Source organism: Streptomyces sp. R44, assembly GCF_041053105.1.
Classification (GTDB): domain Bacteria; phylum Actinomycetota; class Actinomycetes; order Streptomycetales; family Streptomycetaceae; genus Streptomyces.
In genome coordinates, this window is record NZ_CP163444.1 from 5007449 (window position 1) to 5019113 (window position 11665).

General features: G+C 70.3%; 10 protein-coding genes. All 10 read left to right on the forward strand.

All coding sequences use genetic code 11. The features are described 5' to 3' along the window. Positions 1-51: 51 nt before the first annotated feature. The 10 genes from AB5J54_RS23370 to nuoL are packed head-to-tail and all read left to right on the forward strand — an operon-like array spanning position 52 to position 11665. The gene (locus AB5J54_RS23370; protein WP_369145868.1) at positions 52-783 is read left to right on the forward strand and encodes an NADH-quinone oxidoreductase subunit C; all 732 of its coding nucleotides are present in this window, start codon (positions 52-54) and stop codon (positions 781-783) included. Then, positions 783-2105 carry an NADH-quinone oxidoreductase subunit D gene (locus tag AB5J54_RS23375; protein WP_369145869.1) on the forward strand — a complete coding sequence of 441 codons (1323 nt, stop codon included), beginning with the start codon at positions 783-785 and terminating at the stop codon, positions 2103-2105. Before AB5J54_RS23370 ends, AB5J54_RS23375 begins: the two co-directional genes overlap by 1 nt. Further along, on the forward strand, positions 2102-2842 hold the full coding sequence (gene nuoE, locus AB5J54_RS23380; RefSeq protein ID WP_369145870.1) for an NADH-quinone oxidoreductase subunit NuoE: 741 nt from the start codon (positions 2102-2104) through the stop codon (positions 2840-2842). The genes AB5J54_RS23375 and nuoE overlap by 4 nt, the downstream gene beginning before the upstream one ends. Further along, positions 2839-4191 (forward strand): NADH-quinone oxidoreductase subunit NuoF, encoded by a 1353-nt coding sequence (gene nuoF, locus AB5J54_RS23385; RefSeq protein WP_369145871.1) that lies wholly within the window; start codon positions 2839-2841, stop codon positions 4189-4191. The genes nuoE and nuoF overlap by 4 nt, the downstream gene beginning before the upstream one ends. After that, positions 4188-6695: an NADH-quinone oxidoreductase subunit G gene (locus tag AB5J54_RS23390; RefSeq protein ID WP_369145872.1), complete on the forward strand. Its 2508-nt coding sequence runs from the start codon at positions 4188-4190 to the stop codon at positions 6693-6695. Before nuoF ends, AB5J54_RS23390 begins: the two co-directional genes overlap by 4 nt. Then, on the forward strand, positions 6692-8056 hold the full coding sequence (gene nuoH / locus AB5J54_RS23395; protein WP_369145873.1) for an NADH-quinone oxidoreductase subunit NuoH: 1365 nt from the start codon (positions 6692-6694) through the stop codon (positions 8054-8056). Before AB5J54_RS23390 ends, nuoH begins: the two co-directional genes overlap by 4 nt. Further along, positions 8031-8627 carry an NADH-quinone oxidoreductase subunit NuoI gene (gene nuoI / locus AB5J54_RS23400; protein WP_369145874.1) on the forward strand — a complete coding sequence of 199 codons (597 nt, stop codon included), beginning with the start codon at positions 8031-8033 and terminating at the stop codon, positions 8625-8627. Before nuoH ends, nuoI begins: the two co-directional genes overlap by 26 nt. Further along, positions 8624-9442 (forward strand): NADH-quinone oxidoreductase subunit J, encoded by an 819-nt coding sequence (locus tag AB5J54_RS23405; protein ID WP_369145875.1) that lies wholly within the window; start codon positions 8624-8626, stop codon positions 9440-9442. Before nuoI ends, AB5J54_RS23405 begins: the two co-directional genes overlap by 4 nt. Beyond that, complete coding sequence (nuoK, locus tag AB5J54_RS23410) at positions 9439-9738, forward strand: NADH-quinone oxidoreductase subunit NuoK (protein WP_017239464.1); 300 nt, start codon at positions 9439-9441, stop codon at positions 9736-9738. The genes AB5J54_RS23405 and nuoK overlap by 4 nt, the downstream gene beginning before the upstream one ends. 10 nt (positions 9739-9748) lie before the next feature. Next, a complete protein-coding gene (gene nuoL / locus AB5J54_RS23415) occupies positions 9749-11665 on the forward strand; it encodes an NADH-quinone oxidoreductase subunit L (RefSeq protein WP_369145876.1) in 1917 nt (638 codons plus the stop codon).

Sequence of the window (11665 nt, forward strand, 5' to 3'; positions counted from 1 at the left end):
TATGGCCGCACCTCTGCGCCGCGTGGGCGGAGAAGGGAACAGGGCTGCACAGTGAGCGACGAAACCCCGAACCCCGAGAAGGACCTCAGCGAGCAGAACCTGCCGGGTCAGCGCGGGGACCACGGCGAGGAGGTCCGCGTCCAGCGCGGCATGTTCGGCGCCAACAACGGCGGCGACACCTCCGGCTACGGCGGCCTCGTCCGCTCCGTCCGGCTCCCCGGTCCGGCCGCCCGCCCGTACGGCGGCTGGTTCGACGAGGTGGCCGACGAGCTGGAGGGCGCACTGGAGGAGCAGGGACTCCTCCCTGAGAACGCCATCGAGAAGACGGTCGTCGACCGCGGCGAGCTCACCTTCCACGTCGAGCGCGAGCACCTCGTCCGCGTGGCCCGCACCCTGCGCGACGACCCGGCGCTCCGCTTCGAGCTCTGCACCGGCGTCTCCGGCGTCCACTACCCCGGGGACAAGGGCCGCGAGCTGCACGCCGTCTACCACCTGCGCTCGCTGACCCACGGCCGGCTGATCCGCCTGGAGGTCTCGGCCCCGGACAGCGAGCCGCGCATCCCGTCCCTCGTCGCGGTCTACCCGACGAACGACTGGCACGAGCGCGAGACGTACGACTTCTTCGGCATCGTCTTCGACGGCCACCCCGCCCTCACCCGGATCATGATGCCGGACGACTGGCAGGGCCACCCGCAGCGCAAGGACTACCCCCTCGGCGGCATCGCCATCGAGTACAAGGGCGCCCAGATCCCGGCTCCGGACCAGCGGAGGTCGTACAGCTGATGTCCACCGAACACGCGTCTCCCCGCGAGACGACCGAAGGCGCCGTCTACACGGTCACCGGCGGCGACTGGGAAGAGGTCGTCCAGTCCGCCGCGAAGGCCGACGACGAGCGCATCATCGTCAACATGGGCCCCCAGCACCCGTCCACCCACGGCGTGCTCCGCCTGATCCTGGAGATCGACGGCGAGACCGTCACCGAGGCCCGCTGCGGCATCGGCTACCTCCACACCGGCATCGAGAAGAACCTCGAGTACCGGACCTGGACGCAGGGCACCACCTTCGTCACGCGCATGGACTACCTCACCTCGTTCTACAACGAGACGGCGTACTGCCTCGGCGTGGAGAAGCTCCTCGGCATCACCGAGCAGATCCCGGACCGCGCCAGCGTCATCCGCGTCCTGCTGATGGAGCTCAACCGGCTCTCCTCGCACCTGGTGTGCATCGCCACCGGCGGCATGGAGCTCGGCGCCACCACGATCATGATCTACGGCTTCCGGGACCGCGAGATGATCCTGGACCTGTACGAGCTGATCACCGGCCTGCGCATGAACCACGCGTTCATCCGCCCCGGCGGCCTCGCCCAGGACCTTCCGCCCGGCGCCGTCGACGCCGTGCGCGAGTTCGTGAAGACCATGAAGAGGAACCTGCCGGAGTACGACAAGCTCGCCACCGGCAACCCCATCTTCAAGGCCCGCATGCAGGACGTCGGCTACCTCGACCTCACCGGCTGCATGGCCCTCGGCGCCACCGGACCGATCCTCCGGTCGGCGGGCCTCCCGCACGACCTGCGGAAGACCGACCCGTACTGCGGCTACGAGAACTACGACTTCGACGTCCCGACCGCCGACACCTGCGACTCCTACGGACGCTTCCTCGTCCGCCTGGAGGAGATGCGGCAGTCCCTGCGGATCGTCGAGCAGTGCCTCGACCGCCTGGAGCCCGGCCCGGTCATGGTCGGCGACAAGAAGATCGCCTGGCCGGCGCAGCTCGCGCTCGGCGCGGACGGCCTCGGCAACTCCACCGACCACATCGCGAAGATCATGGGCACCTCCATGGAGGCCCTGATCCACCACTTCAAGCTGGTCACCGAGGGCTTCCGGGTCCCCGCCGGGCAGGCCTACGCGGCCGTCGAGTCGCCCAAGGGCGAGCTCGGCGTCCACGTCGTCTCCGACGGCGGCACCCGCCCCTACCGGGTCCACTTCCGCGACCCGTCCTTCACCAACCTGCAGGCGATGGCCGCGATGTGCGAGGGCGGCCAGGTCGCCGACGTCATCGTCGCCGTCGCCTCCATCGACCCCGTGATGGGAGGCGTCGACCGATGACGGAGAACGTCAGCCTCGGGATGCCCCAGCTCCCGGCGCCCGCGTACCCGGCGGACGTCCACGCCCGTCTGGAGGAGGACGCCCGGGCGATCATCGCCCGCTACCCGGACTCCCGCTCCGCACTCCTGCCGATGCTGCACCTCGTGCAGTCGGAGGAGGGCCATGTGACCCGTACCGGCATGCGGTTCTGCGCCGAGATCCTCGGCCTGACCACCGCCGAGGTCACCGCCGTCGCCACCTTCTACACGATGTACCGGCGCAAGCCCTCCGGCGACTACCAGGTCGGCGTCTGTACGAACACGCTCTGCGCGGTCATGGGCGGCGACGCCATCTTCGAGGAGCTCAAGCAGCACCTCGGCGTCGGCAACGACGAGACGACGGACGACGGCAGGATCACGCTCGAACACATCGAGTGCAACGCGGCCTGCGACTTCGCGCCCGTCGTGATGGTCAACTGGGAGTTCTTCGACAACCAGACGCCCGAGTCCGCCAAGAAGATGGTCGACGACCTCCGGGCCGGACGCACCGTCGAACCCACCCGGGGCGCCCCGCTCTGCACCTTCAAGGAGACCGCCCGCATCCTCGCCGGCTTCCCCGACGAGCGCCCGGGCGCCGTCGAGGCCACCGGCGGAGCCGGACCCGCCTCCCTCGTCGGCCTGCGCCTGGCCAAGGGCGAGACCCCGCACCGCCGAATCGTCCACCCGCGCGGTGAGGCAGCCAGTCAGGAGGGGGAGTGATGACCTTGGCCGCCGAGATCAACAACAGCAGCCCCGAGAAGCTGCTCGCACCCGTCCTGTCGGCCTTCTGGGACCAGCCCGACTCCTGGACCCTGGAGACCTACCGGCGGCACGAGGGCTACGAGGGCCTGCGCAAGGCCCTCGCGATGAGCCCCGACGACCTCATCGCGTACGTCAAGGAATCCGGCCTCCGCGGACGCGGCGGCGCCGGCTTCCCCACCGGCATGAAGTGGCAGTTCATCCCGCAGGGCGACGGCAAGCCGCACTACCTCGTCGTCAACGCCGACGAGTCCGAGCCCGGCACCTGCAAGGACATCCCGCTCCTCTTCGCCAACCCGCACTCCCTCATCGAGGGCATCGTGATCGCCTGCTACGCGATCCGCTCGAACCACGCCTTCATCTATCTGCGCGGCGAGGTCGTCCCCGTCCTGCGCCGTCTCCACGAGGCCGTCCGCGAGGCCTACGCCGCCGGCTACCTCGGCACGAACATCCTCGGCAGCGGACTCGACCTCGAACTCACCGTGCACGCCGGCGCCGGCGCGTACATCTGCGGTGAGGAGACCGCGCTGCTCGACTCGCTCGAAGGGCGCCGCGGCCAGCCCCGGCTGCGACCCCCCTTCCCCGCGGTCGCCGGTCTGTACGCCTGCCCCACTGTGGTGAACAACGTCGAATCCATCGCCTCGGTTCCCGCGATCCTGAACAAGGGCAAGGACTGGTTCACGTCGATGGGGACCGAGAAGTCCCCGGGCTTCACCCTGTACTCGCTCAGCGGGCACGTCGCCTCGCCCGGCCAGTACGAGGCCCCCCTCGGGATCACCCTGCGCCAGCTCCTCGACATGAGCGGCGGCATGCGGCCCGGGCACCGGCTGAAGTTCTGGACGCCCGGCGGCTCCTCCACGCCGATGTTCACCGACGAGCACCTCGACGTGCCCCTCGACTACGAGGGCGTCGGCGCCGCCGGCTCCATGCTCGGCACCAAGGCGCTCCAGTGCTTCGACGAGACCACCTGTGTCGTCCGGGCCGTCACCCGCTGGACCGAGTTCTACGCCCACGAGTCCTGCGGCAAGTGCACACCCTGCCGCGAGGGCACGTACTGGCTGGTCCAGCTGCTCCGCGACATCGAGGCCGGCAAGGGCAGGCTCTCCGACCTCGACAAGCTCAACGACATCGCCGACAACATCAACGGCAAGTCGTTCTGCGCCCTCGGCGACGGCGCCGCCTCGCCGATCTTCTCCTCGCTGAAGTACTTCCGCGAGGAGTACGAGCAGCACATCACGGGCAAGGGCTGCCCCTTCGACCCGGCCAAGTCGACCGCCTGGGCGGACAACCACAAGGAGGTGACCGCATGACCGTCACGCCGCAGTCCATGAGCGGCTCCGCCGCGGGCCACCCCGGCGGCGGCGGCAGCCCGGCCGTACCGCCCGAGGACCTCGTGACGCTGACCATCGACGGCGCCGAGATCTCCGTCCCCAAGGGGACGCTGGTCATCCGCGCCGCCGAACAGCTCGGCATCGAGATCCCGCGCTTCTGCGACCACCCGCTCCTCGACCCCGCCGGCGCCTGCCGCCAGTGCATCGTCGAGGTCGAGGGCCAGCGCAAGCCGATGGCCTCCTGCACCATCACCTGCACCGACGGCATGGTGGTGAAGTCCCAGCTGACCTCGCCCGTCGCCGAGAAGGCCCAGCACGGCGTGATGGAGCTGCTGCTCGTCAACCACCCGCTGGACTGCCCGGTCTGCGACAAGGGCGGCGAGTGCCCCCTGCAGAACCAGGCCATGTCCCACGGACAGGCCGAATCCCGCTTCGAGGGCGTCAAGCGGACCTACGAGAAGCCCGTCCCGATCTCCACCCAGGTGCTGCTCGACCGCGAGCGGTGCGTGCTCTGCGCCCGCTGCACCCGCTTCTCCAACCAGGTCGCGGGCGACCCGATGATCGAGCTCATCGAGCGCGGCGCGCTCCAGCAGGTCGGCACCGGCGAGGGCGACCCCTTCGAGTCGTACTTCTCCGGCAACACCATCCAGATCTGCCCGGTCGGCGCCCTCACCTCGGCCGCCTACCGCTTCCGCTCCCGCCCCTTCGACCTGGTCTCCACGCCGTCCGTCTGCGAGCACTGCGCCGGCGGCTGCGCCACCCGCACCGACCACCGGCGCGGCAAGGTCATGCGGCGGCTCGCCGCCGAGGACCCGGAGGTCAACGAGGAGTGGATCTGCGACAAGGGCCGCTTCGGCTTCCGGTACGCCCAGCAGCGCGACCGGCTCACCACCCCGCTCGTCCGGAACACCGACACCGGTGAGCTGGAGCCCGCCTCCTGGCCCGAGGCCCTGGAGGCCGCCGCCCGCGGGCTCGTCCGCGGCCGGACCGGCGTCCTGACCGGCGGCCGTCTGACCGTCGAGGACTCCTACGCGTACGCCAAGTTCGCCCGGGTCGCCCTCGACACCAACGACATCGACTTCCGGGCCCGGATCCACTCCGGCGAGGAGGCCGACTTCCTGGCCTCCGCCGTCGCCGGACGCGGCCGCGACCTGGACGGCTCGGGCGTCACGTACACCTCGCTCGAAGCCGCCCCGGCCGTGCTCCTCGTCGGCCTGGAGTCCGAGGAGGAGGCCCCCGGCGTCTTCCTGCGGCTCCGCAAGGCCTGGCGCAAGCACGGCCAGAAGACGTACGCGGTCGCGCCGTTCGCGACCCGGGGCCTGGAGAAGGCGGGCGGCACCCTGCTGCCCGCCGCCCCCGGCACCGAGACCGAGTGGCTCGACGCCCTCACCGCCCGGGTCGGCCTCTCCGAGGACGGCGCCGCCGCGGCCGAGGCCCTCCGCCAGGAGGGCGCCGTCCTCGCCGTCGGCGAGCGGCTCGCGGGCGTGCCCGGCGCGCTCACCGCCGCCCTGCGCGCCGCCGCCGCCACCGGCGCCCGCCTCGTGTGGATCCCGCGCCGGGCCGGCGAGCGCGGCGCCGTCGAGGCCGGTGCGCTCCCGGCGCTGCTGCCCGGCGGCCGGCCCGCGACCGATCCCCGCGCGCGTGAGGAGGTCGCCGCCGCCTGGGGCGTCCGCGAACTCCCGCACCGCTACGGCCGCGACACCGGCCAGATCGTGGAAGCCGCCGCCGGCGGCGAACTCGCCGCGCTGCTCGTCGCCGGCGTCGAGGTCGCCGACCTGCCGGACCCGGCACGCGCGCGCGAGGCCCTCGACACGGCCTTCGTGGTCTCCCTGGAGCTGCGGCCGAGCGAGGTCACCGAGCGCGCCGACGTGATCCTGCCGGTCGCGGCCGTCGCCGAGAAGCCCGGCACCTTCCTCAACTGGGAGGGCAGGGCCCGGCTCTTCGAGTCCGCGCTCAAGCCCGAGCAGATGACCCGGCCGCTCGCGCCGACCGACGCCCGCGTGCTCCACATGCTCGCCGACGCCCTCGACGTCCACCTCGGCCTGCCCGACCTGCGGTCGGCCCGCCGGGAGCTGGACCGGCTCGGCGGCTGGACCGAGGAGCGGGCCACCGAGCCCAGCTCGCCCGGTCAGCCGGCGGCCCGGCCCGGCGACGGCGAGGCCGTCCTCGCCGGACACCGGCTCCTCCTCGACCTCGGCAGGCTCCAGGAGGGCGACACCGCCCTGGCCGGCACCCGGCACGCCGCCGTCGCCCGGCTCTCCGCCACCACCGCCGCGGACACCGGCGTCAAGGACGGCGACGTCCTGGAGGTGACCGGCCCCGCGGGCTCCGTCACCTTCCCGCTCCAGGTCACCGAGATGCCCGACCGGGTCGTCTGGCTCCCGCTGAACTCGGCGGGCCGCGGTGTCCTCTCCGACACCGGCGCCCACCCCGGCGACCTGGTCCGCATCGGCCCGGCGACCTCGCAGGAGGTGCAGGCATGACCCAGAACGTCCTCGCGGCGGAGGATCTGTCGATGTTCGGCACGGACCCCTGGTGGCTCGTGCTGATCAAGGCGGTCTTCTGCTTCGCCTTCCTGATGATCACCGTGCTCTTCTCCATCGTGTGGGAGCGCAAGGTCGTCGCCTGGATGCAGCTGCGCATCGGCCCCAACCGGCACGGCCCCTGGGGTCTCCTCCAGTCCCTCGCGGACGGCATCAAGCTGATGCTCAAGGAGGACGTGATCGTCAAGAAGGCCGACAAGGTCGTCTACGTCCTCGCCCCGATCGTCGCCGCGATCCCCGCGTTCATGGCGATCGCCGTGATCCCCTTCGGCCCGGCCGGCAACGAGGTCTCGATCTTCGGCCACCGGACCGCCATGCAGCTCACCGACCTGCCGATCGCGATGCTGTACGTCCTCGCGGTCGCCTCCGTCGGCATCTACGGCATCGTCCTCGCCGGCTGGTCCTCCGGCTCCACGTACCCGCTGCTCGGCGGCCTCCGCTCCTGCGCGCAGATGATCTCGTACGAGATCGCCATGGGCGCGGCCTTCGCCTCGGTCTTCCTCTACTCCGGGTCGATGTCGACCTCGAAGATCGTCGAGGCGCAGGCGGACCGCTGGTTCGTGATCCTGCTGCCGGTGTCGTTCATCATCTACATCGTCACGATGGTCGGCGAGACGAACCGCGCCCCCTTCGACATGCCGGAGTCCGAGGGCGACCTCGTCGGCGGCTTCAACACCGAGTACTCGTCCATCAAGTTCGCGATGTTCATGCTCGCCGAGTACGTGAACATGGTGACGGTCTCGGCCGTGTCGGTGACCCTCTTCCTGGGCGGCTGGCGGGCCCCGTACCCGATCTCCACCTTCTGGGAGGGCGCGAACCACGGCTGGTGGCCGATGCTCTGGTTCGTCGTCAAGGTGCAGCTGCTGCTGTTCTTCTTCATCTGGCTCCGCGGCACCCTGCCCCGCGTCCGCTACGACCAGCTGATGAAGCTCGGCTGGAAGGTCCTCATCCCGGTCGCCGTGGTCTGGCTGATGCTCGTCGCCACCGTCCGCGCGCTGCGGAACGAGAACATCGCCTTCTCCAACATCGTGCTGTACGTGGCCGGTGCCGTCCTCGCCCTGCTCCTCCTCTCCTTCCTCTACGACGCGTTCCGCGACCGGAAGGCGAAGGAGGCCGCGGCCGGACCCGCCGAGGAGCCGGCCTTCGACCCGATGGCCGGCGGCTTCCCCGTACCGCCCAAGCCCGGACAGTCCCTGCCGCCCGTGCCGCGGCGCAGGCCCCGGCACGACCGGGACCTCGTTGTCAGTGGTGGCCCCGATACTGCTACTGCGAGTGATGGAAAGGAGACGGACGGTGTCTGATTTCCAGAATCCGGTGGCCGGCTTCGGCGTGACCTTCAAGGCCATGTTCAAGAAGCGGCTGACCGAGCAGTACCCGGAGCAGCAGAAGACGACGGCGCCCCGCTTCCACGGCCGGCACCAGCTCAACCGTCACCCCGACGGTCTGGAGAAGTGCGTCGGCTGCGAGCTGTGCGCCTGGGCCTGTCCCGCCGACGCCATCTACGTCGAGGGCGCGGACAACACCGACGAGGAGCGCTACTCGCCGGGCGAGCGGTACGGCCGCGTCTACCAGATCAACTACGCCCGCTGCATCCTCTGCGGACTGTGCATCGAGGCGTGCCCCACGCGCGCGCTGACGATGACCAACGAGTTCGAGCTGGCCGACTCCTCCCGCGAGGCCCTGATCTACACCAAGGAGCAGCTCCTCGCGGGCCTGGAGGAGGAGATGGTCGACACCCCGCACGCGATCTTCCCGGGCATGACCGAGCAGGACTACTACCGGGGCCTGGTCACCGGGGCCGCGCCCGGCACCGTCCGTCAGGTGGCGGTGTCCAAGGGGGAGAAGGGCGAGCCGGAGGGGGCGGGCGCATGAGCGCGAACCTCGCGGCCTACGCGACCTCTTCCGGCGAGGCCTTCCAGTTCTGGGTCCTCGGCACCGTCGCCGTCGTCGGCGCGCTGTCCACGATCCTGATGAAGAAGGCCGTGCACTCGGCGCTCTCCCTCGCCGGGACGATGATCGTCCTGGCGGTCTTCTACCTCGCCAACGGCGCGTACTTCCTCGGCATCGTCCAGATCGTCGTCTACACCGGCGCGATCATGATGCTCTTCCTCTTCGTCGTCATGCTGGTCGGTGTCACCGCCGCGGACTCGCTGAAGGAGACCATCAAGGGGCAGCGCTGGTGGGCCGTCGCCTGCGGTCTCGGCTTCGGCATCCTGCTCATCGCCGGCATCGGCCACGCCTCGCTGACGGAGTTCGCCGGACTCGGCGCCGCCAACAGCGCGCACGGCGGGAACGTGGAGGGCCTCGCCGCCCTCATCTTCACCAAGTACGTCTTCGCCTTCGAGATCACCGGCGCGCTGCTGATCACGGCGGCCGTCGGCGCGATGGTGCTCACCCACCGCGAGCGCACCGAGCGGGCCCGCACCCAGCGCGAGCTCTCCGAGCAGCGCGTCCGCGAGGGCACGCACGTGCCGCCGCTGCCCGCGCCCGGTGTGTACGCCCGGCACAACGCCGTCGACATCGCCGGTCTGCTGCCCGACGGCACCCCGGCGGAGCTCACCGTCATGGGGACCCTGCGCAAGCGGGGCCAGATCCGGGACGTGTCCACCGAGGCGCTCTCGGACCTCAAGGCCCTGGAGCAGCGGTCGGCGGAGCGCCTGGGCCGCGAAGAGGAGGCTTCTCGGTGAATCCCGTCAACTACCTGTACCTGGCCGCCCTGCTGTTCACCATCGGTGCGGCCGGTGTACTGATCCGGCGCAACGCGATCGTCGTGTTCATGTGCGTGGAGCTCATGCTCAACGCCTGCAACCTCGCGTTCGTCACCTTCTCCCGCATGCACGGCAACCTCGACGGACAGATCATCGCCTTCTTCACGATGGTCGTCGCCGCCGCGGAGGTCGTCGTCGGGCTCGCGATCATCGTGTCCGTCTTCCGTGCCCGCCACTCGGCCTCGGTCGACGACGCCAGCCTGATGAAGCTGTGAGGGGCTGACCGTGGAAAATCTCATTGCGCTGCTCATCGGGGCGCCCCTGCTCGGGGCGGCGGTGCTGCTCTGCGGCGGCCGGCGGCTCGACAAGTCCGGGCACTGGCTCGGCACGCTCCTCGCGGGCGTGTCGTTCGTGATCGGGCTTGCGCTCTTCGCCGACATGCTCGGCAAGAGCGCCGACGACCGGGCCCTGCACCAGACGCTCTACACCTGGATCCCCGTCGAGGGCTTCCAGGCGGACATGGCCTTCCAGCTCGACCAGCTGTCGATGACCTTCGTCCTGCTGATCACCGGGGTCGGCACGCTCATCCACGTCTACTCCATCGGCTACATGGAGCACGACGAGCGCCGCCGCCGCTTCTTCGGCTACCTCAACCTGTTCGTCGCGGCGATGCTCCTGCTCGTCCTCGCCGACAACTACCTGCTCCTGTACTTCGGCTGGGAGGGCGTCGGCCTCGCCTCGTACCTCCTGATCGGCTTCTGGCAGCACAAGCCCACCGCGGCCACCGCCGCGAAGAAGGCGTTCATCGTCAACCGTGTCGGCGACATGGGCCTCTCGATCGCCATCATGATCATGTTCACCACCTTCGGCACCTTCACCTTCGGTCCGGTGCTCGAAGCGACCGGCCAGGCCTCCGAGGGCAAGCTGACCGCGATCGGCCTGATGCTGCTCCTCGCCGCCTGCGGCAAGTCGGCCCAGGTGCCGCTGCAGTCCTGGCTCGGGGACGCGATGGAGGGCCCGACCCCGGTCTCGGCCCTCATCCACGCGGCCACGATGGTGACCGCCGGTGTCTACCTGATCGTCCGCTCCGCCGACATCTTCAACGCCGCGCCGGACGCCCAGCTCGTCGTCACCGTCGTCGGCGCCGTCACGCTCCTCTTCGGTGCGATCGTCGGTTGCGCGAAGGACGACATCAAGAAGGCCCTCGCCGGTTCGACGATGTCGCAGATCGGCTACATGATCCTGGCGGCCGGCCTCGGCCCCATCGGCTACGTCTTCGCGATCATGCACCTGGTGACGCACGGCTTCTTCAAGGCCGGGCTGTTCCTCGGAGCCGGATCCGTCATGCACGGCATGAACGACGAGGTCGACATGCGGAAGTACGGCGGCCTGCGGAAGTACATGCCGGTCACCTTCATCACCTTCGGCCTCGGCTACCTCGCGATCATCGGCTTCCCCGGCCTGTCCGGCTTCTTCTCCAAGGACAAGATCATCGAGGCGGCCTTCGCCAAGGGCGGCACCGAGGGCTGGATCCTCGGCGCGGTCACCCTGCTCGGCGCGGCCATCACCGCGTACTACATGACCCGCGTGATGCTGATGACCTTCTTCGGCGAGAAGCGCTGGCAGGACACTGTGTCTGATGGCGGCTCCGCCGCGGGGAACGGGCAGCAGCCGCACCCGCACGAGTCGCCCAGGTCCATGGTCATCCCGATGGTGCTGCTCGCCGTCGGCTCGGTCGCCGCGGGCGCGCTCTTCGAGTTCTCCGGCTTCGTCGAGTGGCTGGAGCCGGTCACCGGCTTCGAGCACGGCCACTCGCCGATCAGCGCCGCCGCCGTCACCGCCGCCACCGTCGCCGTCATGGTGATCGGCGTCGGCCTCGCGTACGTCCAGTACGGCCGCCGGCCCGTCCCGGTGGTCGCCCCGCGCGGCTCGCTCCTCACCCGGGCCGCCCGCCGCGACCTGCTCCAGGACGACTTCAACCACGTCGTCTTCGTCCGGGGCGGCACGCACCTGACCCGCTCGCTCGTCTACGTCGACCACAGCCTGGTGGACGGCGTGGTCAACGGCACCGCGGCCTCGGTCGGCGGACTCTCCGGCCGGCTGCGCAAGCTCCAGAACGGCTACGTCCGCTCGTACGCGGTCTCCATGTTCGGAGGTACGGCGGTGCTGATCGCCGCGACCCTGCTGATGAGGGCGGTGTAA

Bases quoted from the DNA above. Each gene is read 5' to 3' on its own strand.
- AB5J54_RS23390 (WP_369145872.1), top strand. From the start codon at position 4,188: ATGACCGTCACGCCGCAGTCCATGAGCGGCTCCGCCGCGGGCCACCCC.
- nuoH (WP_369145873.1), top strand. From the start codon at position 6,692: ATGACCCAGAACGTCCTCGCGGCGGAGGATCTGTCGATGTTCGGCACG.
- nuoE (WP_369145870.1), top strand. From the start codon at position 2,102: ATGACGGAGAACGTCAGCCTCGGGATGCCCCAGCTCCCGGCGCCCGCG.
- AB5J54_RS23375 (WP_369145869.1), top strand. From the start codon at position 783: ATGTCCACCGAACACGCGTCTCCCCGCGAGACGACCGAAGGCGCCGTC.
- AB5J54_RS23405 (WP_369145875.1), top strand. From the start codon at position 8,624: ATGAGCGCGAACCTCGCGGCCTACGCGACCTCTTCCGGCGAGGCCTTC.
- nuoI (WP_369145874.1), top strand. From the start codon at position 8,031: ATGGAAAGGAGACGGACGGTGTCTGATTTCCAGAATCCGGTGGCCGGC.